This is a genomic window from Psychrobacter sp. PSP (assembly GCF_024085615.1).
Classification (GTDB): Bacteria; Pseudomonadota; Gammaproteobacteria; order Pseudomonadales; family Moraxellaceae; genus Psychrobacter; species Psychrobacter pacificensis.
Window position 1 is genome coordinate 208,879 of the sequence record NZ_JABLTF010000005.1, and the last position, 25,005, is coordinate 233,883.

20 protein-coding genes and 2 pseudogenes are annotated in these 25,005 nt (G+C 45.3%); 9 read left to right on the forward strand and 13 right to left on the reverse strand.

Annotated elements, in window-relative coordinates:
* Positions 1-146 precede the first annotated feature (146 nt).
* The 4 genes from hppD to HL061_RS00955 all read left to right on the forward strand — a co-directional run bounded on the left by hppD (position 147) and on the right by HL061_RS00955 (position 4,311).
* A complete protein-coding gene (gene hppD / locus HL061_RS00940) occupies positions 147-1,262 on the forward strand; it encodes a 4-hydroxyphenylpyruvate dioxygenase (protein ID WP_071001501.1) in 1,116 nt (371 codons plus the stop codon).
* A gap of 141 nt (positions 1,263-1,403) precedes the next feature.
* Complete coding sequence (phhA, locus tag HL061_RS00945) at positions 1,404-2,345, forward strand: phenylalanine 4-monooxygenase (protein ID WP_083328803.1); 942 nt, start codon at positions 1,404-1,406, stop codon at positions 2,343-2,345.
* Positions 2,346-2,460: 115 nt separating this feature from the next.
* Positions 2,461-2,802 (forward strand): 4a-hydroxytetrahydrobiopterin dehydratase, encoded by a 342-nt coding sequence (locus tag HL061_RS00950; RefSeq protein ID WP_058024261.1) that lies wholly within the window; start codon positions 2,461-2,463, stop codon positions 2,800-2,802.
* Positions 2,803-2,904: 102 nt separating this feature from the next.
* On the forward strand, positions 2,905-4,311 hold the full coding sequence (locus tag HL061_RS00955) for a Na+/H+ antiporter NhaC family protein (RefSeq protein ID WP_093069194.1): 1,407 nt from the start codon (positions 2,905-2,907) through the stop codon (positions 4,309-4,311).
* Positions 4,312-4,386: 75 nt separating this feature from the next.
* On the opposite strand, the gene HL061_RS00960 is transcribed toward HL061_RS00955, so the two are convergent.
* The 4 genes from HL061_RS00960 to HL061_RS00975 all read right to left on the reverse strand — a co-directional run bounded on the left by HL061_RS00960 (position 4,387) and on the right by HL061_RS00975 (position 12,024).
* The gene (locus HL061_RS00960) at positions 4,387-5,133 is read right to left on the reverse strand and encodes a siderophore-interacting protein (RefSeq protein WP_071001503.1); all 747 of its coding nucleotides are present in this window, start codon (positions 5,131-5,133) and stop codon (positions 4,387-4,389) included.
* A gap of 184 nt (positions 5,134-5,317) precedes the next feature.
* On the reverse strand, positions 5,318-7,576 hold the full coding sequence (locus HL061_RS00965) for a TonB-dependent siderophore receptor (RefSeq protein ID WP_212563574.1): 2,259 nt from the start codon (positions 7,574-7,576) through the stop codon (positions 5,318-5,320).
* A gap of 124 nt (positions 7,577-7,700) precedes the next feature.
* Positions 7,701-9,497, reverse strand: coding sequence for an ATP-binding cassette domain-containing protein (locus HL061_RS00970; protein WP_093069201.1), 1,797 nt, complete (start codon positions 9,495-9,497; stop codon positions 7,701-7,703).
* Between the two features lie 211 nt (positions 9,498-9,708).
* Positions 9,709-12,024 carry a TonB-dependent receptor gene (locus HL061_RS00975; protein WP_252962416.1) on the reverse strand — a complete coding sequence of 772 codons (2,316 nt, stop codon included), beginning with the start codon at positions 12,022-12,024 and terminating at the stop codon, positions 9,709-9,711.
* Positions 12,025-12,486: 462 nt separating this feature from the next.
* On the opposite strand from HL061_RS00975, the gene HL061_RS00980 reads away from it, so the two are divergent.
* The 4 genes from HL061_RS00980 to HL061_RS00995 all read left to right on the forward strand — a co-directional run bounded on the left by HL061_RS00980 (position 12,487) and on the right by HL061_RS00995 (position 16,120).
* Complete coding sequence (locus HL061_RS00980; protein ID WP_083328806.1) at positions 12,487-13,089, forward strand: cytochrome b/b6 domain-containing protein; 603 nt, start codon at positions 12,487-12,489, stop codon at positions 13,087-13,089.
* 37 nt (positions 13,090-13,126) lie between these two features.
* Positions 13,127-13,798: a response regulator gene (locus HL061_RS00985; RefSeq protein ID WP_071001505.1), complete on the forward strand. Its 672-nt coding sequence runs from the start codon at positions 13,127-13,129 to the stop codon at positions 13,796-13,798.
* 60 nt (positions 13,799-13,858) lie between these two features.
* On the forward strand, positions 13,859-15,343 hold the full coding sequence (locus tag HL061_RS00990) for an ATP-binding protein (RefSeq protein ID WP_071001506.1): 1,485 nt from the start codon (positions 13,859-13,861) through the stop codon (positions 15,341-15,343).
* Positions 15,344-15,421: 78 nt separating this feature from the next.
* Positions 15,422-16,120, forward strand: coding sequence for a VIT family protein (locus HL061_RS00995; protein WP_071001507.1), 699 nt, complete (start codon positions 15,422-15,424; stop codon positions 16,118-16,120).
* A gap of 38 nt (positions 16,121-16,158) precedes the next feature.
* Here HL061_RS00995 and HL061_RS01000 read toward each other — a convergent pair whose 3' ends face one another.
* The 5 genes from HL061_RS01000 to HL061_RS01020 all read right to left on the reverse strand — a co-directional run bounded on the left by HL061_RS01000 (position 16,159) and on the right by HL061_RS01020 (position 20,900).
* A complete protein-coding gene (locus HL061_RS01000; protein ID WP_071001508.1) occupies positions 16,159-17,010 on the reverse strand; it encodes an SDR family oxidoreductase in 852 nt (283 codons plus the stop codon).
* Positions 17,011-17,087: 77 nt separating this feature from the next.
* Positions 17,088-17,366, reverse strand: coding sequence for a TauD/TfdA family dioxygenase (locus HL061_RS01005; RefSeq protein ID WP_355456900.1), 279 nt, complete (start codon positions 17,364-17,366; stop codon positions 17,088-17,090).
* A 211-nt stretch (positions 17,367-17,577) separates the two neighbouring features.
* A complete protein-coding gene (locus tag HL061_RS01010) occupies positions 17,578-18,327 on the reverse strand; it encodes a TauD/TfdA family dioxygenase (protein WP_252962417.1) in 750 nt (249 codons plus the stop codon).
* Positions 18,328-18,366: 39 nt separating this feature from the next.
* Complete coding sequence (locus HL061_RS01015) at positions 18,367-19,992, reverse strand: AMP-binding protein (RefSeq protein WP_252962418.1); 1,626 nt, start codon at positions 19,990-19,992, stop codon at positions 18,367-18,369.
* A gap of 56 nt (positions 19,993-20,048) precedes the next feature.
* Positions 20,049-20,900, reverse strand: coding sequence for a thermostable hemolysin (locus tag HL061_RS01020; protein ID WP_252962419.1), 852 nt, complete (start codon positions 20,898-20,900; stop codon positions 20,049-20,051).
* A gap of 200 nt (positions 20,901-21,100) precedes the next feature.
* On the opposite strand from HL061_RS01020, the gene HL061_RS01025 reads away from it, so the two are divergent.
* A complete protein-coding gene (locus tag HL061_RS01025) occupies positions 21,101-21,748 on the forward strand; it encodes a glutathione S-transferase (protein ID WP_083328808.1) in 648 nt (215 codons plus the stop codon).
* Between the two features lie 260 nt (positions 21,749-22,008).
* Here the strand turns inward: HL061_RS01025 and HL061_RS01030 are convergent.
* The 4 genes and pseudogenes from HL061_RS01030 to HL061_RS01045 form a co-directional block, all read right to left on the reverse strand.
* Positions 22,009-22,203 (reverse strand): annotated as a pseudogene (locus HL061_RS01030) (integrase core domain-containing protein); the annotation flags it as partial.
* A 12-nt stretch (positions 22,204-22,215) separates the two neighbouring features.
* A pseudogene (locus HL061_RS01035) lies at positions 22,216-22,434 on the reverse strand (transposase); the annotation flags it as partial.
* Between the two features lie 384 nt (positions 22,435-22,818).
* Positions 22,819-23,913, reverse strand: a complete 1,095-nt coding sequence (locus tag HL061_RS01040) for an NADH:flavin oxidoreductase/NADH oxidase (protein ID WP_093069215.1) — start codon at positions 23,911-23,913, stop codon at positions 22,819-22,821.
* A 139-nt stretch (positions 23,914-24,052) separates the two neighbouring features.
* A complete protein-coding gene (locus HL061_RS01045) occupies positions 24,053-24,898 on the reverse strand; it encodes an IclR family transcriptional regulator (protein WP_093069219.1) in 846 nt (281 codons plus the stop codon).
* Positions 24,899-25,005: the final 107 nt, after the last annotated feature.

Sequence of the window (25,005 nt, forward strand, 5' to 3'; positions counted from 1 at the left end):
ATAAATCATAAAAAACAATTAGTCTTATAAATAAAGCTAATCTAATATAAATACAACGTCAACAATAAAGATTGATTATCAATCGTTTTATCGCATTTTATTACTAATCGACTTTTTACCACCAATTGACATTAAGGATGATTGCAATGGCAGATTTATTTGACAACCCAATGGGACTAAACGGGTTTGACTTCGTCGAGTTTGCTTCTCCGCAGCCTGATGCGGTCGATGCATTGTTTAAACAGCTTGGGTTTGCACATATCGCCAATCATAGATCAAAAGATGTGGCGCTATATCGCCAAGGTGACATCAACCTAATCTTAAACCGTGAGCCAAAGAGCCCAGCCAGTTACTTCGTCGAAGAGCATGGCGCTGGTGCTTGCAGTATGGGTTTTCGGGTAAAAGATGCCAAAAAAGCCTACGAGCGTGCGGTGGAGATGGGTGCGCAGCCAGTAGAGGTGCCAACAGGCGTGATGGAGCTGAGACTGCCAGCAATTAAAGGGATCGGCGGCTCACTGATCTATTTGATTGACCGTTATAAAGACGGTGAATCTATCTATGATGTTGACTTTGAGTTTTTTGCAGACATCGATAGAAACCCTGTCGGATATGGTTTCAAAGTCATCGATCACCTCACGCACAACGTCTATCGCGGCCGCATGGCGTACTGGGCAAAATTCTATGAGCGTATCTTTAATTTCCGCGAGATTCGCTATTTTGATATCAAAGGCGAGTACACGGGGCTGACCAGTAAGGCCATGACTGCCCCTGATGGCAAAATCCGTATTCCGCTCAACGAAGAAGCCAAGCAGGGCGGTGGTCAGATCGAAGAGTACTTAATGCACTTCAATGGCGAGGGGATTCAGCACATTGCGCTCGCCAGTGATGATCTGTTTGCCAGTATCGATATGCTAAAAGCCGCCGGTATTCCGCTTATGACTGCACCAAATGCAGCCTACTACGAGATGCTGAGCGAGCGCTTACCAAACCATGGTGAAAACGTTGCTGACTTGCAAACGCGCGGTATCTTGTTAGATGGTACGACAGAGGGCGGCGCACCGCGTCTGCTACTACAGATTTTCTCTGAAACCATCTTGGGTAGCCCAGTGTTTTTTGAATTTATCCAGCGTAAAGGGGATTATGCAGACGGTTTTGGTGAAGGTAACTTTAAAGCCTTGTTTGAATCCATAGAGCGCGACCAAGTGCGTCGTGGCACGGTCGGTCAGCAAGAGACCAATCAATCAGAAACAGAAACGCCGTAGATCACACTACATTTAAAAAAAATTTAAAAAACAAACGGACAAGGCAAAAGGATTTTGGCTTGTCCTGCATGAGTGACTGATATTAGCCACTGACTAATCAGTATGAGTGCAAATATTCACTGCGATAAAAGGAACACAGGCATGGAACGCCTCTCACAGATAGATTCTCCTAATACAGCCATCGGTGCCAATAGTTCTGTAGCCAAGCAGCAAGGCGGTGATGCATCTGCTCATCATAATGCGACCGATAAAAAGCAGCCCTATATCTCACATCAGTCAGATAGCCATGGTCATATTCATTATAGTGATGATGAAAATGCAATGTGGCAGGCGTTGCTTACGCGTCAAGCTGAGCAAATCCCTAACCGCGCTTGTCCTGCCTATCTAGAAGGTTTGACGAAGCTAAACTTGCCAACGACGCATATCCCGCAGTTGCATGATATTGACGAGGTATTGCAAGCGACCACCGGTTGGCAAACCGCAGCGGTGCCTGCATTAATCAGCTTTGGCAAATTCTTCAAACTACTGGCCAATAAATCCTTTCCTGTGGCAACGTTTATTCGCCGATTTGAGGATATGGACTATATCGAAGAGCCTGATATTTTTCACGAAATCGTTGGACACTGCCCGCTATTGACTCATCCAGCCTTTGCCGCATTTAATGAGACGTATGGCAAGCTGGGTCTGAGTGCAACGAAAGAGGAAAGATGGTTTTTGGCACGGCTCTATTGGTTTACCATTGAGTTTGGCTTGGTCGGTAGTCAGCCTAAAGACCGTAGAATCTACGGCGGCGGTATATTAAGCTCGCCTTCTGAAACCATCTATGCTCTTGATCAGACATCGTATGCCCAGCCAGAAACCCAAATACAACCCAAGCCTACACAGCAGCCTGAACACCGCGCATTTGATTTGCTTGATGTGTTGCGTACGCCTTATCGTATCGATCAAATACAGCCGATTTACTATGTGATTGACGAATTAGATACGCTATTTGATATCGTTGATAGCGACATCATGGGGACGGTCAAGCAGGCGATGTCACTTGGGTTATTTGAGCCGACCTATCCAGAAAAATCCCATTAAAATTTTATAAACATCCGCTCTACTACATAAGGACATAGCAGTGGAGTGGCGTCAACAAACCTCAGTATCACAAATCAGCATCACAAAACAATAAACTCGATAAAAGGACATTATCATGACAGTATTATCACAAAGCAGTTGCGAAGCTTGCCGTATTGGCGCACCAAAAGTCGACGAGGCCGAGGCACGCGAGCTATTGACACAAATTCCTGATTGGTCATTGATTGAGGTGGAGGGTATTCAGCAGTTGCAGCGTCAGTACAAATTTAAAAACTTCGTCGCAGCGATGGATTTTGCCAATCAATTGGCAGACATTGCTGAAGCAGAAGGGCATCATCCCGGCATATTGGTAGAGTGGGGCAAAGCGACCGTCACATGGTGGTCACATAGTATCAAAGGGTTGCATCGTAATGACTTCGTCATGGCGGCTAAAACCGATGCGTTACTTGATAAGTAACGCATCAGTCATTCGGTTATTCACTAGCAAACCAGTTCTCTAACTCTTCCAAACTCAAACCCAATCTAATGCCAGCTTGAGCTGGCATTTTAAGGATGTGTCATGCCACCAAAACCGCTCACCCAGATCAGCGCCAAGCTTGCCTTTATTATCTCAGCCATCGTCATCGCCATCATGGGTATTACCATGATTGGCTTTGGTTGGGTGCCGCACCTGTCTCTTATCCTTGCCATTTGTGTATTGCTGGCTATCGGTATGACCAAAGGTCTGAGCTTTAACGACATGCAAGCACAAATGGCCTCAGGCGTCATGCGCGGTATCGGCGCCATCTATCTATTCTTCTTTATTGGCCTCATGGTCGCCGCCCTCATGATGTCAGGGGCCATACCCACCTTGATGTACTTTGGTTTTCAGCTCATCTCTCCTGAGTATTACTATATCTCCGCCTTTATCCTCACCTCTATTATCGGTATCGCCCTGGGCAGTAGCTTGACCACTGCAGCTACCTTGGGTGTAGCCTTTATCGGCATGAGTAATGCCTTTGATGCCAATGTGGCGATAGCGGCTGGGGCGGTGGTATCAGGTGCGTTCTTTGGTGATAAGATGTCGCCCTTGTCGGATACCTGTACCATTGCGTCCTCTGTGGTCGGTATTGATCTGTTTGAGCACATTCGCAATATGATGTATACGACAGTACCTGCGTGGATACTGACAGTAATTTTGTTCTGGATATTCTCAGGTCAGACCGTCAGTGCTGATCTGAGTCAAGTGACCATACTACAAGGACAGCTGATTGACAGTGGCTTGGTGCATGGGTATTCGGTACAGCCCTTTGTGATATTGGTTGGATTGGCATTGTTTCGGGTCAATGCGATTTATACGATTATCTGTACGATTGCCGCGGCGCTGATCATTACTTATATGCACAGCTCACCCAGCTTTGGTCAATTAGGTGGTTATCTGTTTGCCGGCTATGTCCCTGCTGAGTCATTAGAGCTGGGTGAGGTGGGTGGTATGCTGTCGCGCGGCGGTGTACAGAGTATGTTCTTTACCCAAGCGATTGTGATACTGGCATTGAGTTTGGGCGGGTTGTTAACAGCACTAGGGATTCTACCTGCACTACTGTCTGGTATTAAAGATACACTGACGACATCAGGACGGGCGATCTTTGCGGCGGCCATGTCGGCACTGAGCATTAATGTGCTGATCGGGGAGCAGTATTTGAGTATTTTATTATCCGGTACGGCATTTCGGTCAACGTTTGAGCGTTTGCACCTGCATCCGAAGAATTTGTCTCGGACGATTGAGGATGCAGGGACGGTGATTAATCCATTAGTGCCATGGAGTGTGTGCGGGGTGTTTATCAGTCAGGCGTTAGGGGTGCCAGTACTGGATTACTTGCCCTATGCGTTCTTCTGTTATTTGTCATTGCTATTAACATTGGTGTTTGGCTTTACGGGGCTGACGATTAGCCGAGTGGATAAAGAAGCAAAAGTCGTCGAAGCATAATAGGTGATGATTTATAAAAAGACGCGGCTTATATAAGCTGCGTCTTTTGCATTTAAATATTCATTAAATAAGCTTTTATAGATCTGCCGTTAGGGCATCCCGACTTTTCACCACTTTATGCTGATCCTCTGTGCTATCGACTTTCCAATAACTAGACACATATAGATGCGTCTTTGGTACGTCGCGCTCAACTTTGAAGTATTGGCGCAATACTCGCATACTATGAAACTCGCAAGCCGCCCAAACCGCGGGCTGTCCCTCAAGCCAAGTCAGTGATTTGACGCAGTCAAGTAACGGGCTGCTGTCTGCATTTGGATGAGGGTTGACCACCCATTGAATCTCGACGTTATCTGGTTTTTTGAGTGTTTGCTGGTCTGCTGTAGTCGTCACTTCAAGCACGGCATAGCCGCGAGAATCGGCAGGCAATTGTGCCAAATTGACCGTGATCGCTGGCAATGCTGTCATATCACCGACCAATAAAAACCAATCGGCGTCATTGTTGATGAGTTTTTTTGGGCCAGGGCCGCCCACCAATATTTGATCGCCAGCTTTAGTGTTGCGTGCCCATATCGACGCAGGGCCTTCAGCCTCATGTAATGCAAAATCAACGTCTATCTCATCATCACGCTGAGCGATGATGGTATAGGTACGCATCAATGGCTTGATGTCGTCGCCTTGAGGAAATATCAGTTTGATATAAGCGCTTTCTTGATCTGTCGGGAAGTCTATTAAACCTGCACCGCCAAGAGTAATGCGGCACATATTTGGGGTGAGGTATTTGCTACCGATCACATCGAGTAATCTAGGGGTAGGTTTTGCCATTTGCTATGTCCTTCTTTTTTAGCATGTAACGATAGTGCGCAAAGCATGGTTTGTTATCATCTGATAGCTTGTAAGGCTAGCATATTACTTTGATGATCGACTGTCTTAAAAATGTATGGGTAAAAATGATTGTAGAAAGTGGATGATTTTATTAGGGCGTGTTGCTAAGTTCAAAAAATCAGGTTTAAAAACTGGCTTTTAGGCTGACCGACATTTCACGCTCAGGCCCCATCCAGCAATTGTTAATATCATAACAAGCACCGACATAGGTTTTGTCAAAAAGGTTGTTGATACTCGCACCCACAGTCAGCATGGGATTGATCCGATAACTACCGCCGACATCGACTAACGTCACACTTGGTAGCTCATCTGAATTTTGTTTGTCTAACTGCATCCCACCTTCATAGCGAACACCTGCATTCAAAGTTAGCTTGTCTGTAGCGTAATAGTCTGCCCACAGCGTCGCTTTATGCTTAGCAATTTGCGCCGGCATATTACCTACAGTCTCAGGATTAACTTCTTCTTCCGTGATCTCAGCATCGGTATAGCTGTAGCTTGCTGCGAGATCTACCCAATCATTGAGCATACGACTGGCTGAAACTTCAAAGCCTTTCGACTCAATTTCACCAGTTTGTGTTTGATTTGTATAGTTGACGTAATCTGACACCAAGACATTTTTTTGCGCAATATCAAATACCGCAAACGTTCCTTTAGTCGCACGGTCCGGAGACAGATATTTGATACCAGCTTCTAATTGATCGGCCGTGGTTGGTTCAAATGGTTCATTGGTAATAAAGTTGCTACCAACCACAGGCTGAAACGACTGTGAGTAGCTCAAAAACGGTGATAGACCATTATCAAAGTTATAAATAGCAGCAAGACGTCCACTGGTTTCTGACGCGTCATTGTTGATCATTTTTTCACTAGGGGTTTTACCTTTCGATGTATCGGTTCGATCAAGGGTACTTTTGAATTTATCATGTCGTAAGCCTGCCACCACTGTCCAGTCTTGCCACGTCATTTCATCTTGCACATAGAGTCCAAGCTGGCTTTGTTCGATATCATCGTATCGACTAAAGGTATCTAAGGGTAGAATATCGGTGCTGATTTGTGAAAAATCTGGATTCGATAAGTCAAGGTTTGGTGTACCATCTGCGAAAGCGTCATAATAAGTTGCCGTGCTGTCTGTCTCTTGATACTCAACACCAAACAATAGATTATGTGAGGTATTGGCCGTATCAAACTTATAGGCCAGTTGGTTGTCTGTGGTCCAGTTTTTCATGCGCTCATCAGTGGTATACGCCACGCGGTTTAAGATCTTATCGCTACCCTCTACAAATCCTTCATCATTATACATATTGCGCTGCTGAGCTTCGGCATCGGTATAGCGCGTGATATGTTTAAACGTTAACTTATCATTGATATCCCAGTTTATCGTAATGCCTGGCATCAGTACTTCTTTACTAAAATGATTCCATTGATCTCCTGCATAAGCATCACTACCCAATTTGCCGTAGCTTGCCTTGTAGACAGTGCCGACAGCAGGTAATGGGGTAGAGGGCACCATTTCTGGATCGTCTTGATAAAACAGATTGGCAAGTATTGAGACATCATCAGTTGCTTGCCATTCAAGCGATGGATTAATCAACAATCGCTCTTCTTCAGTGGTTTGCATTTGACCGTCTTTTTGGCGTTTTAGCGCGACTAAGCGATAGTTCAAGGTGTCTGTAATAGGACCTGTGCTATCGACGGCCACTTCTTTTAGGTTTTGATTACCAAGTCGCAGCTGTACTTCATTTTCTTGCGTGCTTTTAGGGGTCTTGGCGATTTGGTTCACCATACCGCCAGGTGCTGCATAACCATATAATGAAGATGCCGAACCTTTCACCACCTCGACCGCTTCAGTCGCATAGATATCTACTTGTGGCATGAGGTTCCAAGCGCCATCGTAGGGCAGTCTGAGTCCATCATAAAAGTTTGAGTAGGTTTTAAATCCGCGAATGTTGTACTCATCAAAGATAGAGACTGTACCGCGGCTCTCAGAGCTCACGCCTGGCTCATAACGCAAAGCAGCGTTGACGCTATCCGCTTGGCGCTTTTGTAACAGCTCCTGATCGATGCGGGTATAGCTCATGGGCGCATCTTCAGGGTCTAAGGCGGTCTTGGTACCGGTGCTGCGATAGCCATCTGAATAAACGGTAATTGTATCCAAGGTAGCTGATGGTGCTGCCGTCGTATCATTACCCACTTTATTAGTATCAAGAGAATTTTCTACGCTTGTCTCAATCACGTTATTTTCAATATTGTCGACCGTATTGTTTCCGATACTAGTTGGGCTGTTCTCAGCATAGACTGAATGACTTAGACTCATTGCCAAGCCCAGTTGGACGGCTAAAGTTAAACGTTTTTGGCGAATGGATTTGGACGTTGAGACAAAGCGCATTATATTTCCTTGTGAGTTGTGATTAGATGTCGAAAACAAAAGAAAATAAATAATAACATTAATGATAATAATTATCATTAATGTTTGAAAATAAATCTTCTCTCAAATGATGTGAAATTCGTTCTTACGCCAACATAGCAATGGCATCTTTACTCGCCCGCTGTCGCTCTTCAGCATTTAATTCAATGAGGCGGCCTTCTTTCATGAGTAACAGTCGATCTGCATGCTCAAAGTAACCATCATCGTGACTGATAATAAACAGCGTTTTACCGAGTGCTTTTAACTCAGGGATTAGGGTTTGATAGAACACGCGGCGAAACGCAGGGTCTTGGTCAGCGGCCCATTCATCAAGTAGCAAGATGTCTTTTTGTTCAGCGACAGCAATAAGCATGGCCAAGCGTTTGCGTTGTCCCTGCGAGAGCTTATCGGTAGACAGCTGGTTGTCAGCCACACTTATTTTATCTTGCAAGTCCAATTTATGCAGCCACGCATTGACCAGTGCTTTGTCTGGCTGCCGTCCTTGTCTGCCAATCAATTGCTTAAAAATATGCTGATCGCTAAAAATGGCAGAATACAGCTGTCTATAATCGGCATTATTCTGTGAATTAACGGGCTGTTTGTCGATGGTTACCGCACCTGTGGTAGGGGTGAAAATGCCTGTAATAATCTTGGCAAGTGTCGATTTGCCGCTACCATTCGCCCCGATCAGAAACACCACATCGCCTCGTCGTAGCGTTAGATTGACGTCTTTTAAAATATTACCAGAGTGATCGCTGTCTTTAGCTATTAATGCCTGAGCACCAGTATCATTGCTATTACTGACACTGCTATTACTGGCATTATCACTGGCATTATCACTGGCATTATCACTGGCATTCGAAACACTGTTATTGGAAACATTGTAGCGATAGTTAACATCAGTTAGCGAGATGGTTTGCCAGTGTTGGCTGGTGTTGTCCGTTCTAAATAAAGGTTGGTACTCAGCCAGTTCTAGCGATTGTATTTTGTCTAGGGCAACTTGAGCCGTCTGTAGTGTTGGATATGCACCGACGGCGTGAAGCAGCGGCGACTGCATAAATAGAATCGTTAAAGAAAAAGTGGTGGCGATGCCCATCGAGATGCCGAGATAATTTGATATGGCAAATATCACCCCAATCGATGCAAACATCATAATATTTGACCAGTTCACCGCTGATAAATGAAAAGTATCAGACTTGGTGACAGTCTTTTCATAGGATTTAGCATGGGCCAAAAAATCATCTGTATACAGTTTTTGTGCTCGGTGTTGGTTAAGTGCCAGCTCTTTACGACCTTCTATAATCGATTGATAATCCTGATATAAGGCGTCATTAATCTCTCTCAACTTTGTCAAATGTGTATAGACATGCTTGACCAATAGGGTGCTTATCCAAATCGTCATCGCAATCCAAAACATGACAATCAGCAGTAATGGTAGCGACAGCCAGCCCAGATATAACCCCACACCAACAGAGAGGATAACGCCTTGCACCAACTCCGGCATCCGAACAAAGGCGACGGTAATAGACTGAATATCTGAGGATAGACTGGCAAGTAACCGCGCACTACCCAAATGATCTATCTGAGGAACGGTGGTATCGATGATTTGTTTGACCAGCTTGGTTCTGAGCTCATAGACAAACTTGTGCCCCAAACGGGTGAGTGCATATTGCGATACAAAGGTAGTCACCAGCAACAGCAGTACGAGCAGAGCAAACTGCCCTAAGCTCGACCACGATAAGGTATTGAACACAGGCTGACTGATAAAGGTTTGGTTGATATAAGCAATGATACCCACACTGACGGCAGCATTGATTAAGTTGAGTAAAATGACTTTTAGAAAGGGCAGACGATACTGTGCCCAAATCATATGATGTAGAGAAACGCTGGCACGAGAGGACATAGTGACTCAGTAATAGTATGGATGTTTGATGGCATAAAAGGGAATAGGTCACACCTAATCCCTTTTACTGAAGTTCGTTAGATAAGTACGTTTTATAGTCAATTCTCTATAAAAGAATTACAGCGTTAACCTCGCTTCAAGTATTACATATACATCTGCACTGGGCTGCCTTGTACTACTTTTAAATTGAATCAACTATAGCTGATATATGTTAAAAATTGAATGTGGCTGACACTTTTAAGGCCGTTGGCTCACCTGCATTTAGATAGCCTGAATCTGCATAACCGCCTACTGACTGCCAATAATCTTCACCCGTGACATTGGTTACCACACCTTTTAGAGTAACGTCTTGTCCTGCTAGCATAGTGCGATAGCGTGCACCAAGGTCTAAGGTCGTATAACCATCAACCTTTAAGGTATTGGCATTATCCGAATAACGAGAGCCTGTGTGGATAATATCGCCCGTTAATGTCAGTCCTTCAACTGCGGCTAAATCATATTCTATGTTAACATTGCTCTGCAAGGTAGGCACACCAATCACTCGATTGCCATCTAATGCACTATCACCGGTGTCTTTTTGTTTGGCACTTAAATAACTGACGCCCGCATTGAGGCGCATGTTTTCACTTGGGCTACCAAAGACAGTCAACTCCACACCTTGATGGCGGTTTTCTCCAGCCGCAGTAAACGTATTTGAGTTGTTGATATAAGCACGTGGTTCATCAGTTCGGAAGACAGCGAGACTACTGCCAATCATGCCATTGTCGTATTTCACACCCAGTTCAGTTTGCTCACTCACGTACGGATCTAGATTTTGACCACCATTAGTGACAGCGTCATTATCGTTAGTTAGAGGCGCTCTTTTACCTGGTGCTAGACTTTCAATATAGTTACCGTAAATCGACCAGTCCATATTCGGTTGATAGACAATACCGATACTTGGGGTCCACTCACTCTTATCGTAATGAGCCGTTTCTGCCTGCGTGTTGGCATCATAGCTGGTGGTTTTTAAGTTCTGATGACGCACGCCTAAAGTAGTTTTTAGCTTATCGTCGAACAGTGATATGGTGTCTGCTAGCGCAAAGCTTTGGAGTTGCTTTTCGTTGGTTAATTTTGGATCGTCTAAGTTGCCGCCAAAACCTGCCTTATTCGACCAGGTATTATCTCGATACTTAGTGGGACTATATAAGTTAGTAGGGCGTGCGCTATCAAAAGCATAAGCGCCTTTTTCTTCTTGATCGTATATATCAGCTGCTAACACCCAATCATGACCAATTTTACCCGTTTGCCATTTACCACGCAGACCGAGCTCGGCGCTTTGGACTTTATCTTCTCGAATATTATCAAATCGAGAGGTAGTGCTACTGCCATCATTATTAGTTACTGTGAGGTCTGATAAAGAATTGTCTTCATCACCACGTCGTATGCCGTAAGCACCATAAGCGGTAATATTGTCATTAAAGTCATATTCTCCTCGAATCGTACCAAAGACATCCTTTTCATCTGAGTAGGTCCAAGGCTGCGCCCAATTTTTTGAGCCGTCTGGCGCATTTGGTACACTAGACACCCCACCAAGATTGACACTAGGACGAGTCTCTGACAGCTTATTGTCTTGCCAGCCTAAATCTGCTGATAGGCGATACTGATCCCCTCTATAGTCCAAACCAAGGGCAGCCAGACCCAAGGTCGACGACTCATCATCGATAGCACTGTCACCATCTTGATAAGCAGCATTAAAACGAACACCAATAGCATCATCGCTACCAAAGCGATCACTGACATCTACCGCGATCTTACCTTGGTCACCTTGACCATAACCAAGCGTCACTTCACGTAGCGGGTCATTGCCAGCACGTTTTGGTAATAGGTTAATCGTACCACCAGCATTGCCGCCACTAGGTGCGGCACCATTTAGCATGGCAGAAGCGCCGCGCTGGACTTCAACACGCTCAAATAATTCGGTGGCGATATACTGTCGGGGCAAAATACCGTATAAGCCATTAAACATCGTATCATCTGATGTGGTGATGAAACCGCGCATAAAGTAGGCTTCTTGAAAGTTACCAAAACCCCTTGCCACGCGAACAGTAGGATCCTTTTTGAGTAGATCGCCTACACTTTGGGCTTGCTGATTGGTGATATATTCATTGGTGTATGAGGTGGTAGAGAACGGCGTATCCATGATGTCTTGGTTACCCAAGATTCCGACGCGGCTACCGGTCGCAACTTGGCCACCTTCATAAGCATCTGGCAATCCATCCGCTGAAGCATCAGCGCTACTAGTGACGACGATAGTATCAAGTACCACATTAGGAGTGGTTTGAGCATCTACATCATCTGCCTGTGCCCATGCCGATTGACTCGTTGTTAATACGATGACAAAAGTAGATAGACAGGTTGAGCATAGGGTCTTTAAAGAGAGGGGTTTAGTCGATACCAATCTCGAAGGTATAGATACTAATCGTAGAGAAGAACCAGATGCATTCGAAAGATTAAATAACGCAGCAGATAAGCGAGACAGTTGCATGAATATTTCCAGCATGTAATTTAAATCGTTATTATATTGATAATAATTTTCATTATCAATATTATTGCGGAACTAATGCTAAATATATTTTCAGGTTAAAATTCTAAATGTATTATTTATATTGCCAATAGTGGTCTTGCCTGCTCAATTCCTTATTTTGAAATGTAAGGCATCTGCATTATCGTCGCTTTGTGCCTTGTCTGGAACAATTTTAGCGATCAGCAGTGCCTATTTGCGAATGTTCAACACGCCCTACTTTTAATTATCTATAAATGTCAGGTAGATTATTCACTACTTTAAAGTTCGAATTCTTAGTTTCCTAAGCTCCTCTTAAGGTTTGTTTGTTGTAATAGCGGTAGAGCAGACGATGTGATGGCGAGTCTACTAGCGGTATCTCGCCTAGATTCGATGTTTAGCAATCACGTCGTCAAAAACAAACGAACCATTAAAGGAGTGACGGTCATGACCCAACATAGCACAAGCAATCCGGCGCACGAGCCTGATATGTCTTTATCAAATACTCCTAAAACTCGACAAGTACGAGTTTGGGATATGTTGGTCAGAGTGACTCACTGGGCCGTCGCGGCTGGTATCACTGCCAATTTGCTGTTTACCGAAGAAGGTAGTGAGCTGCATCAATATGTCGGTTATATCGGGGTGGGGCTAGTGGTTGTCCGTCTACTTTGGGGATTTGTGGGGACACGTTATGCACGTTTCAGTGACTTTTTCCCCACGCCATCTCGTATCAAACGCCATTTATCTGATTTGAGTATTCGCCACACAGACGAGCAGCATTTGGGTCATAATCCATTGGCTGCCATCATGATGTTTGCGTTATGGGCGGTGATTATTGGCTTGGGTATTAGTGGCTATCTGATGGAAGCCAATATTTTTGCCAGTAAAGATGTCCTTGAAGAAGTTCATGAGATACTGGCCAATAGTTTATACTTACTGGTGCCGCTGCATATTATCTCTGCGATTGCCATGAGCTATTGGGAGCGGCAAAACCTGATCAAGTCGATGATAACGGGTAATAAAACGGTGACGCCGCGTCGCCCACAATAAAAAAAGACAATAGAGTACATAACGTAATAGGACAGTCATGGCACGCATACTATTAATAGAAGACGATAGCAATATCGCTGAAGGTTTGGTCGTTGGGCTCAAAAGCCATGGTATGATGGTCGATTGGTTTAGTGATGCCAAGCAAGGTGAGATGGCACTGCAAGAGGGTATGTTTGACGCGGTGCTACTTGATTTGACTTTGCCAAGAGGGGATGGCATGACGGTGCTACAAAATTGGCGCTACAAACAGCTAGATACGCCGGTATTGATCATTACGGCTCGTGACGCGATTGCCAACCGCGTGGCTGGACTCAATGCGGGCGCCGATGATTATCTGGTCAAGCCATTTGCACTAGACGAAGTGGTTGCCCGCCTGCAAGCCTTGATACGGCGCAGTCAAGGACGTAGCCAGCCTGAGATTCGTTATGGTGACGTCGCTTATTGGCCGCACAATCACCGAGTCTCTTATCAAGGCCAAGTCGTTGAGCTCACCATCAAAGAAGTGGCGATACTCGAGCAAATGCTGACCCATCCCAAACAGATTCACAGCCGCGCAAGCTTAGAGGACAAGCTCTACGGCTGGCAACAGGATATTGAGAGCAATGCCATTGAAGTACATATCCATCATTTACGCAAAAAGCTGGGCAATGACTTTATTTTAACCAAACGTGGCATCGGCTACTATCTCAATCCAGCCCATAATCATTAATATGTTTATATTCAATTTGGCTTTCAATATACAAACCATATATGAGCAACCTATGAGCTTATGAAAAGTATCCAGCAGCGACTGTTCATCTCCTTACTCATTGGTCTGCCTTTGCTGTGGCTTATCACATCGAGCTTTATTGCTTGGCGGTTGTGGCACGAAATCAATGAGATGAATGACACACAAATCACCCAAGTGGTTCGTTACTTGATGGGCATATCCGCCAATGACGATGAGCAAAGTGACCGCGACAATAATAACGAGACAGAGCACAATGGAAAACCCGTCGCCAAAATATATAATTTAAAAAGTAAGGCGCTGTCAGGTGATCTGGGTGATGCAGAAGACGATTACATGGGTTTTGCTATTTGGGATAAAGAGGGGAATCTCTTAGCGGCTGACGAGAACGGACAGTCGTTTTCTTTTTTGCCCAATCAGCGCGGTTTTGTAGAAGAGGACAACGCTATTTATCAGCGTCTAAACCCTTTTAGTAAACGCTGGCGGTTGTTTTATGCGCATGATGACTATCGTAGCGATGATATGGGTGAGGAGCGTGTGATTGCCATTGGTCAAAGCCTTGCCTCTCGCCGAGAAATGATTGTTGAAGCGATGTCTGTGCAAGTACTGCCGATGTTAATTGGGCTGCTTTCCTTAATGATCTTGACTATCGGATTGATACGACACGGACTGATGCCATTAAGTCAGATTAGTTCTGAGGTAGAACAGCGCAAGCCGCAAGACGATCGTCCGATTACAGCGGACGTCCCACAAGAGATTCAGCCTTTAGTGACCGCGTTAAACGTGTTGTTTGTGAAAGTGGCAGACACTCTAGCACGGGAGCAGCGCTTTACCGCTGATGCCTCTCATGAGCTGCGTAGCCCACTGGCTGCGCTCAAACTACAAGCCGATCTTTTGCAGCAGCAGCTATTACAGCTGTCTGGTATAGAAAACGACAGTCAACTGTTTTATCACACGCAAAAAATCAGCGATGGTATTGAGCGCGCCACCCATTTGGTCGATCAGTTATTGGTGTTAGCCAAAATAGAGCCGCAACAGCAGTTGCCTTTTGAGCAATTAGAACGTCCAGACTGGCTGATGCTCACCGATACTGTGCTGAGCGACGTCAACCGCTTAGCGCGTGAAAAACACATCCAATTAAAACGTACCGTACACTGTGACAATTCTGCCGATATTTTACCCATTCTTATTAATCCAGTGTTGTTTAAACTATTAATCCGTAACCTATTAGACAATGCCATTCGTTATTGCCCAGAGGGCTGCCAGATTGAACTGCAGTTGGATACTGATAGTATCAAAGTGGTGGATAATGGCTTGGGCGTCGACCCAGAGCAGCTAGCGCGGCTAAGCGAGCGCTTCTATCGTCCAGCCGGTCAAACCCAAATAGGTAGTGGGCTGGGGCTATCAATTGCCAATCGAATTGCCGATCTGCACAATCTTACCTTAGCATTTGCCAACCGCCCTCAACCAGAAACAGGCTTTATCGTAACGGTCAGCAGTAAGAACGCACTCTCAAAACCGTTATAAGACATAAAGCATACTGTATTAGTCTGTATCAGTTACACTAGGGCATACCCATTCGCGTTTCTACCTTTTGAGGATTTTATGCATCATTCTATTCATGACGAAGCACATTTGAGCAATCGCAATCATTGGTTGAGGGCAGCAGTGCTGGGGGCGAACGATGGGTTGATTTCGACCGCCAGTCTATTGGTTGGGGTGGCTGCTGCCAGTACAAGCAGTCAGACATTGCTGCTGACAGGTATGGCGGCGCTGACCGCAGGTGCATTATCAATGGCGGCTGGCGAGTATATCTCGGTCTCATCACAGGCGGATACCGAAAAGGCGGATCTCGATAAAGAGCGACATGAGCTGAGGCACAATGCTGAGCGTGAGCTGCTTGAGCTCACCAAAATTTATGAGGCGCGTGGACTTGAGCATGATTTGGCGCATCAAGTGGCCGTGAGCTTGACTGAGCACAATGCGTTAGAAGCCCATGCCCGTGATGAGATTGGCCTGACGGATATTAGTGAAGCAAAGCCCATTCATGCCTCAGTGGCTTCAGGACTATCATTTATAGCGGGGGCGATACTACCCATTATTGGGATATTACTGTTACCAGCGGAAACACTGGTTTGGTCATTGTCATCTTTGACAATATTGGGTTTGATGCTACTTGGGATCATCTCTGCTCGTCTAGGCGGTGCACCTGTGATCCCTGCGACTACCAGAATCGTGGTTTGGGGCGTGCTTGCCATGGTGGCAACCTCGTTAATTGGTCGCTTATTTGGTGTGGCAATTTAAAGGCAAACTCACTCACTCCACGATTGCCTAACTGATTATCATGATTTTCTAGCATACTGTTTGATGGTGGGCAGGTCTTTGACAATGGCGTTGCCAACGATGTTGGGAAACAATCGATTGAGCCATGCAAAAAACCGTTCGGGAAACCCCAAATGCTGATGCGCTTGTTTGGTTGATATAAAGTGAATCAGTGCCTTTGCGACGGTCTCAGGCGAGTCCATTTTTACTTTCAATGCCTCATTCATGGCGACGACTGCGTCTTTATTCATGGTGGTTTTGGTGGCTCTGGGCGCAAAATAGCGAAACCTCACTGAGGTGTCGGCATACTCGCGGCCTAACGCTTCACTTGCACCGCGTAAGGCAAACTTGCTCGCGCCATAAGCACTAAAACCTGGGTAGCCAATACTTCCAAAGGTTGAGCCAATGCTGATAATTTGGCTCGGGCTAGGCTGCGCTATCAAGATAGGTAGCAGTCTTTTTATAAGCTGTAGTGGATACGCCACATTGACGAGCATTATCTGTTCAATCGTGTCATCATTTTGATCCGTGAGCAAAGCAAAATCATTGATACCTGCGTTGAGTATGACCGTATCAATGACGTTTCTATGGCCTTGTGTCATTTCCCCCAGTCCCTCTACCAGTAGCGATTGCGATGTCTGCGAGCTTAAATCACACGTATGAGACACAAGTGGGATATCAGGATAGTCTTTGGTCAACTCATCTACCAAATGAGTCAAGGTCTGGTTGTTACGCCCGACCAAAATGACAGGCTGATTATTGGCACATAATTGCCGTGCGATCTCCTGCCCGATACCACCCGTGGCACCGATTAGTATGGTGTAATTGAGCGTAGCTTGTACTAGATCTGATTGGCCATTAGCTGGTGTCATGATGTCGCATCCTTGTTGAACATTGATTGTTAGAGCACGGACTATTGAAGCACGGATTGTGGTGAGATGTGCTGTTGCTAATCGTTTGAGTGATTCATGCCATGCCTAATGCCAAGCCCCATCGCAATATACAGCTTACGCTCTGTTAAAGGCACATCAATTTGTCGACGACCATGCATGATGCGTTTGTTGTCGAGTATCACCACATCGCCATTTTGCCACGCAATGTCTTGAGTGTATTTTTCACAAAGCTGAGTCAGCTCATCTAGGAGCGCATCATCAACGTGTTGACCGTTTGCTAGGGTGAACTCAGGTTTTTCATAGCTTAGATTAACACATGAAGTGCAATACCAAATGCAAGGTGAAAAAAAGACCTAGATGCGCTAGCATCAAAGTTTTTATCCACCGACCAAAGTGAGATTGCAACCATGAGCTATACACATCTAAGCCTTGATAATGAAATACAGGACATTGAGAACAAACTAAACAACAGACCAAGAAAACGATTAGGGTTTAAAACGCCTATGCAGGCGTTCTATAATATTAATTAGCGTTGCACTTGGTGTGTTAATCTAAGTAGTTAAATGAGGGCCCAAGTAAAGTATTTGCAAAGGCCAGTTGACCGCTTACGTTGTCTTCTCGAATTGCAGGTATCTGTAATACGTACCGAACGCCGCCGTCTGTCTGAGGTTCTACGTGATGCGTTAACGTCTTGCTCGTCGTCGCCGTGATAAATGTCTCTAAATCATCCAAGCTTATTTGATCGGCGTCTGCTCTGCCGGTCGCAGTCGCCACATAATTTTGCCAAATGGCCTGAGGTAAATAGCGACTGATACGCATCGGCTGACTAAAGGTGGCTTTTAGCTCAGGTGATAGCGCTTGATACACTGCATGCCCATCACATATCGTTGTTTGTGAGCCTTTTTTGGCGCTCAATTCACTAAAAAAAGCAATGACGTCAGGCGGCATCGGCGTATTGCCATTTTCGATATGTAGTCCAATAGCATGCGTGCCTGCATCCACTTTTTGCGCTTCAGAAGTGATGTTTTGGCGGGCGGGATCGTAGGTCAAGGTTTGACAAAGTTGACTCATCAATTGGCTAAACGTCTCTACATCGTAGTGATAGCCTCGAAGTAACGTCCAACCATGGGTTTGCAACTCCATTAAAATATCAGCGGTTTTAGGCAAGGATACGCTAGCAGACGCGTGGGAGGTTGGTGCCTTAAAAGTGTCAAGTTCGATAACGTCGCTTTTTATCAAGTTGCTTTGTATCAGGTCGTTTTCTATCAAATCATTTGGCATCAGAGTGGTTTGCATAATATGGTCCTATTGTTGTACTGCTGGTAAAAGCGTCCGTTATAAGCCGAGTGCCGATTGATAAGCGGTAAAAATGTGCGCGCGTCGCAGTTTGCCGTTATCAGTCAATAATTCATTGTCCGTACTAAAAGGGTGCTCGGCGAGATGCCACTGTTGGATACGCGCATAGTCGGGCAAGGTTTGGTTAACGACATCTATCGCTTGCGCAATCGCAGATTGTGGATCATTGCTCGTTGCGACCATGTTGGGGTTGGCGACTATCACCGCAGACAAATGCGGCTCACCATCTCCGAGTACCGCGACCTGATAAATAATGGGCTGCGTTGAGAGCTGCGCTTCTACCCATTCAGGCGAGATATTACGGCCAAAACTACTGATGAGCACGTTTTTGCGTCGACCCGTGATGTATAAATAGCCGTCGTCATCTAAATGACCGATATCCCCTGTGGCAATGATGCCATTGTCATCCTTACTATTGTCATGGTTTAAGTAGCCTTGCATCGCATTGCCCTTTACCATTACTTCGCCACTATCTGCGATGCTGACCGAGGCGTGAGGCATAGGTTTGCCCACACTGCCTTCGCGCTTTGCTTTTGGCGTATTGAGACTGACTACCGAGCCGCATTCAGATAGGCCATAGCCTTCATAAACAGGCAAGCTTAAGGCACTGGCGTCTTGTAGTAATTGAGGGGAGACTTTGCCGCCGCCGACTGCCATAAACTTTAATGATGGCACAGCAGCATTGGCGCTGGATTTGGTTGCTCCCTTGTCTGCCATGTGCTCACAAATGGCTTTTAGCATTTGCGGTAATAAAATAACGCTGGCGATGTCGTATGTTTGTACCGTTGTCATCAAGCGCTTAGCATCAAATGCTTGATTGGATAACAAACCCAATTGATCAATGTGCCCTGTCACTAAGGTGCGCCCCATATATAGACTCACGTAAATACCTGCCACATTTTCTAATAAAGTGGCAAAAGGCAACACGCTTAAATGACTAAAATTACTTGTGGCATTGCTCACTTTTGGCGCGTGAGTAGCGTCATCTGTCAAGGTATCAGCGAGCGAACCCGATAACGACTCGACAATACGCATCAATGTCTCTTGACCCAAACACACGCCTTTTGGCATGCCCGTACTGCCTGAGGTGTAAGTCACTTTGCAAAAATCGCTGGCAGTAGAGGAATTTTGAGCGGTGAAGGTATGGTCAGTGATGGTGCCAGCAAGTTGATAAAAACTACCTGTGATATGAGTCGCCTGCTCAGACTTGATGGTTTTTGTCTCTGGTGTATCAGCAATTATCCAGTTATCCGTATTGTCTATGGTTGGCAGTTGTAAACCAGCGCCAACGTATACCATCTCTATCTGCGCATCTTGTAGTAAGTGCGCAATTTGCGCGGCACTAAAAAATAAGGGGATTGGCACAACGACCGCGCTGACGGTACTCAATGCCAAATCGAGTATGATCCAATCTATATCGTTATGCGCATATAAGGCGACACGCTTGCCTTGCCATGTCTTTAGTGTTTGATGAAGCGCGGATAGCGTGCGTTGTAGCTGGCCATAGGTCAGACTGGTCGTGTTATGGTCAGCTATCGTTTGTATCGCTACCTGCTTGGGAGTTTGGCGGGCATGCTGACATATCGCGGTATAAATGGGGGTCATGTTGTTCTCACTGTCTTGTGGTGGTGCAGTGTTATTGGTTGGCTAATGCATGCGTATTAAACGGCTATCTTATTTAGCGTCAAACGCGTGGTAGCATTCATCTCTAACGTTTCGGTATAGCGATAATGTGGGGCGCATACCCGCTTAGCATCGGCCACATTGATAGCGACGACCAAGGGATTGTGCTGATAGTAATGGCCCCATGAGGATACTTGCTCAGGGTCTTCTAGCGCTTCTGCCGTGGCCTTGGCAATGACATGACTGCGAATGCCCATATGTGCCAATATATGCCGTACCGCATCGGTGCCAGTACACACGACCCAGTCTGCTTTGGTTTGGTGTTCATGAGTCGTAGAATTCAGGGTGGGGGTGGATAAATAAAACACCAAAAATGCTATCATAAGCCGCGCGCTACCCGCACAACCTGATGCCAAATTGCCAATCTCAAAAATGCGCTGGCGACTGACTGGCTCGCCTGCCACTCTGCTGATCTCATGTTGTATCGGCGTGTTCAGATACTGCTCTAAAAATATCTTATCTTCACAGATAGGCTTTAGACCGATAGCAACGCTCGTGCCTTTAAATGTAGGCAAAGTATTATCATCAGTGGATAACCAATCGCCATAGGATGGCATATCGGCAAAACCTGAAAACAAAATGGGCATAAAGTAGCTTAATCGGGCGTGATGGATATACGCATATATGCGTTTGATAAATGCTTGGGCATCTTGGTTTTGGGCATAGGAAGTAGGCGATGTCGCTATTGGCATTTGCGTACTGGCACGAATATAGAGGGAGGAGGGTATGCCTTGCACTTCCAATATTGACATTGGCTTAACCGCTTCAATATAAAAGGTCGTATTTAGAACATTCTGTAAGGTATGAGTGCTATCAATAGATAATGACATCAGCTGTCTCCAAATGGTTAAAAGCTTTTAGCACGATTAACATCATGAAAGCATCATAAAGGAGCAACCTTAACTGAACCTTAAGATAGTATCGTCTAATAATATTTACCTACTCCCTAATAAAAACCATATCAGTGTGTTTGAGCCTACTGGTTCTTATTGATATGCTATTTAGTTTTATTCAATTATGGAAAATAATTATGACTTCACCGCTTCACCGCTTGTATTCTTTTCGCCGCTGTCCCTATGCCATGCGTGCCCGTCTCGGTCTTTTATTTGCCGAGCAGTCTGTAGCGCTGCGGGAGGTTATGCTGAAGAATAAACCAGAGCAAATGCTAGCGATTAGCCCAAAAGGGACAGTACCCGTTTTACAGTTGGCGGATGGGACCGTCATTGAAGAAAGTGACGAGATTATGATGTGGGCACTTGCGCAGAATGACCCACACGGCTTACTTGATAAAAATACATTACCGCAAGCAAATGACTTGATTGCACAAAATGACAATGAGTTTAAATATTGGCTAGATCGATACAAATATGCAGATCGGTATCCTGGGATGACGCAGAGCGAGTATCGACAGCGGGGCGAGGTGTTTTTGCAGGTATTGGAGACGCTATTGACAAAAAATGTCTATCTATTAGGAGACAGTGTGACCACAGCGGATATTGGTATCATGCCGTTTGTTCGTCAATTTGCGCATGTTGATCGTGAGGTGTTTTATGGTTTGCCATACCCTAAATTGCAGCAGTGGTTACAAGATTGGCTTGCGCATCCGTTATTTTTGCAAGTTATGACTAAGTTTGAACCATGGCAAGAAGGCGATGAGGTGGTGATTTTTCCTTGTTAATATCTAGTATAGTTAAGTCTAAATAAAAACGATACAGGATAATAAATTCATTTGATTAAACGCTATTTTTCTTGCTTGCTGTGACTACGTCTCCAGAGGCTGCGAAAAATAGCGTTTAATCTTATTGTATCGATTTTATATTGAACCGACTATATTTGAAGTTATTTATATGATCACATGAGTGGTGAGTGGTAGGTAAAGTATAGATTTGAAAGAACGTAGGAGAATACACATTGTATACTTGTAGTGGTCAAATATTTTTAGACAGTACTTAAGAGGTTTTTGTTGAAATAAAGTCTCTCTTTCTTGCTCGGTGTTAAATACTCATTAAAGCTGTGTGGTCTTACACTTTGATAATAGCCCCAAATATAATCATTTACTGCCTGCCAAGCCTCATCAATATTGTCATAGCCGTTTTTTGGCATCCACTCTGTCTTAAAGCTTCTAAAGAACCTCACATGTTTTTCAAGCTCTTGTATACGCCGTAATTCAGGCGTTAGGGCTTTGCCTTCTGATGGCATGACACCTTGCTGTTCTTTACGGTATTTATATACCCAATTCTCTAAGGTGGTTTTGCCGATACCTAATGAGTTGGCTACTTCTGGTATCTTCCTGCCTTGATCTTCAACCAGTTTAATGGCTTCTAGCTTAAATTCTTGGCTGTAGCGTCCGCGTTTGGTGGTCATATCTTCTCTCCAGTTTTGGTGATAGTATAACCTCTTATCTACTGTCCTATTTCATTATGCCACTACAATGACACCTGCTGAGTACAGGCAGGTGGCTTAATTATTCTACGATGATGTTGTGTTAAGAATGGGGTATTTACAATGAGGTAATTCCGCTTATGGAACATTTAGCAGGCCTAACAAGACCGTAAGTTGACCTCCCTGCGCTACACTTCAGCCGGTAAATTATGGCAGCGTTGATATCACTACCACTTGCCAAGTTGAATACACTGATGACTATCTAACTTGTAAGCCATAATTACTTTAGTTTGAATTAAAGTGAGTGAATGCATAGACTGAAGCAAGTAATGTTGTCTTCAGTCTATGTTCGTAGTTCGATTACACTTATTCTATAGGAGACGGCTTACCGTGCGGGCTTGAGCGTAGGTACTGTTTGGGCGCTTTGACGGTTGCGCCAAGCTCGGCCGCCGCGTGCCACGGCCAGTGCGGGTCATAGAGGATACCGCGTGCCAAGGCAACCGCGTCCGCTTGCTGCTCGGTGATGATGCTTTCTGCCTGCTCGGCCTCGGTGATTAGGCCCACGGCAATGACGGGTATATTGACCGCTTCTTTTACGGCTGCGGCAAAAGGTACTTGATAGCTCGCCTTTACAGGGATTTGCTGCTCTGGGCTCAGTCCTGCGGTGCTCACATGGATATAATCACAGCCTAATGCTTCTAAGGCTTTAGCCAGCTCAATCGTTTGGGTAAGGTCCCAGCCGCCTTCGACCCAATCGGTTGCAGAAACCCGCACGCCCACTGGCTTGTCACTTGAAAACTCAGCCCGAACCGCTGTAAACACGTCAAGTAACAAGCGCATTCTGTTTTCAAGACTGCCGCCGTATTGATCATCACGCTTGTTAGAAAGCGGCGATAAAAACTGATGCAATAGATAGCCGTGCGCACCATGCAGCTCAATTAAGTCAAGCCCCAGCGTATCTGCGCGTTTTGCTGCATTCACAAAATCACTGATGAATGTATCAATGTCATTTTGATCCATTGCTGTGGGTACAGTAGAGTTTTCGTCATACGCAAGCGCTGATGGTGCCACCGTTTGCCAGCCATTTACCTCATCAGGGGCAATCGAGCCGTCGCCGTCCCATGGTTTTTTGGTTGACGCTTTACGCCCAGCATGGGCTAACTGGATGCCTATCGGCATTGGGCTGTACTGTCTGACAGCAGTGAGCGTTTTATCCAGTGCCGCTTGCGTCCTGTCATCCCATAATCCCAAATCAGCATAGCTGATGCGTCCTTGCGGGTTGACCGCCGTCGCTTCTAAAATAAGTAGCCCTGCACCGCTCAAACTCATCTGACCGATATGAATCGTATGCCAATCGCTTGCCGCGCCGTCATTGGCAGAGTACTGGCACATGGGGGCGATGATAATACGGTTATCTAATGTAAGTTGCCCAAGTTGTAAAGGCGAAAAAAGCTGGCTCATAATAAATCCTTAAAAAAACGCGCTTTGCTTAAAGGCATGGAAAATAACAGGAAAAATCGATATAAATGGTTTATATAATTAGCGCTTGAATACATGATGGGGATGAATGGTTTTTTTTATAGGGTACATTTAAGTGAGGCTAGCTGATATATAGATTACTCTCAATCATGTTTTTCATATGCAGCAGGCGAGGGGCGATGTCTTCTTCTAATTTGGTGCGACTCAGGATAAAACTTGGCGCGCCGCAGTTAAACGTGAGCAAACCTTCCGTCGGGTGCATCAGCGCAATGGCAACCGCATTGACATCCTTTTGCCATTCACTGATAGAAAAACAATAGCCGTAATCTTCATAATCTTGAAAGGCTTTGTCCAGCCCTCGTCTGATCTTTAGCCAATCATCCTTGTACTTATTGCGAATCGCATTTAGGATAAATTCTTGCTCAGCAGGCGGCATGCTGGCGAGGCAAGCGCGTCCCATTGAGCTTAAATGAATGGGGAGATATGAGCCGATATTGCGCTGCATGGTCGTGCTACCAGCGCCCTGTACCACATTGAGATAGACCATCATCAACCGATCGCGAGTCGCCATGGCCACCGCACTATTGGCATAATCTGCCAGCTCTTCCATATAAGGGGTCGCGAGGTTATTGATGGAGATGTTGGTCATCATGGTATAGCCAAACCCAAGTACGCCGGTTGAGAGCTGATACTTACTGCTCGTAGTAGACTGTTTGAGATAGCCTAATTTGACCAGGGTATAGGTGAGGCGAGTGATGGTACCCTTAGGAATCCCTGTCAGTTGACTCAGCTCTTGATTGCCCAGATAAGGTCGCTTCGGGGTAAAACAGCGCAGTAGCTCAAGACCACGAGCCAACGCGGTGACAAATTGTCTGTCGTTTTTGCCCTGCATCTCTGCAATGGGTTCTAACAACTCCATATGCATCTCATTATTAGGGTCGTCATTGGCAAAGGTGTCGTTCGTCATAGGCGGTCTATTATCCCAATTCAGTCCATACAAGCATAGTAAAATTATAACTACCTAGCGTCACCGTGAGCCAGTATTGCTCTATAGAACAAGTGTTTAGCAAATAC

Excerpts from the sequence above, each read along its gene's own strand:
- hppD (WP_071001501.1), top strand. The coding sequence starts at position 147 with ATGGCAGATTTATTTGACAACCCAATGGGACTAAACGGGTTTGACTTC.
- phhA (WP_083328803.1), top strand. The coding sequence starts at position 1,404 with ATGGAACGCCTCTCACAGATAGATTCTCCTAATACAGCCATCGGTGCC.
- HL061_RS00950 (WP_058024261.1), top strand. The coding sequence starts at position 2,461 with ATGACAGTATTATCACAAAGCAGTTGCGAAGCTTGCCGTATTGGCGCA.
- HL061_RS00955 (WP_093069194.1), top strand. The coding sequence starts at position 2,905 with ATGCCACCAAAACCGCTCACCCAGATCAGCGCCAAGCTTGCCTTTATT.
- HL061_RS00960 (WP_071001503.1), bottom strand. The coding sequence starts at position 5,133 with ATGGCAAAACCTACCCCTAGATTACTCGATGTGATCGGTAGCAAATAC.
- HL061_RS00965 (WP_212563574.1), bottom strand. The coding sequence starts at position 7,576 with ATGCGCTTTGTCTCAACGTCCAAATCCATTCGCCAAAAACGTTTAACT.
- HL061_RS00970 (WP_093069201.1), bottom strand. The coding sequence starts at position 9,497 with ATGTCCTCTCGTGCCAGCGTTTCTCTACATCATATGATTTGGGCACAG.
- HL061_RS00975 (WP_252962416.1), bottom strand. The coding sequence starts at position 12,024 with ATGCAACTGTCTCGCTTATCTGCTGCGTTATTTAATCTTTCGAATGCA.
- HL061_RS00980 (WP_083328806.1), top strand. The coding sequence starts at position 12,487 with ATGACCCAACATAGCACAAGCAATCCGGCGCACGAGCCTGATATGTCT.
- HL061_RS00985 (WP_071001505.1), top strand. The coding sequence starts at position 13,127 with ATGGCACGCATACTATTAATAGAAGACGATAGCAATATCGCTGAAGGT.
- HL061_RS00990 (WP_071001506.1), top strand. The coding sequence starts at position 13,859 with ATGAAAAGTATCCAGCAGCGACTGTTCATCTCCTTACTCATTGGTCTG.
- HL061_RS00995 (WP_071001507.1), top strand. The coding sequence starts at position 15,422 with ATGCATCATTCTATTCATGACGAAGCACATTTGAGCAATCGCAATCAT.
- HL061_RS01000 (WP_071001508.1), bottom strand. The coding sequence starts at position 17,010 with ATGACACCAGCTAATGGCCAATCAGATCTAGTACAAGCTACGCTCAAT.
- HL061_RS01010 (WP_252962417.1), bottom strand. The coding sequence starts at position 18,327 with ATGCAAACCACTCTGATGCCAAATGATTTGATAGAAAACGACCTGATA.
- HL061_RS01015 (WP_252962418.1), bottom strand. The coding sequence starts at position 19,992 with ATGACCCCCATTTATACCGCGATATGTCAGCATGCCCGCCAAACTCCC.
- HL061_RS01020 (WP_252962419.1), bottom strand. The coding sequence starts at position 20,900 with ATGTCATTATCTATTGATAGCACTCATACCTTACAGAATGTTCTAAAT.
- HL061_RS01025 (WP_083328808.1), top strand. The coding sequence starts at position 21,101 with ATGACTTCACCGCTTCACCGCTTGTATTCTTTTCGCCGCTGTCCCTAT.
- HL061_RS01040 (WP_093069215.1), bottom strand. The coding sequence starts at position 23,913 with ATGAGCCAGCTTTTTTCGCCTTTACAACTTGGGCAACTTACATTAGAT.
- HL061_RS01045 (WP_093069219.1), bottom strand. The coding sequence starts at position 24,898 with ATGACGAACGACACCTTTGCCAATGACGACCCTAATAATGAGATGCAT.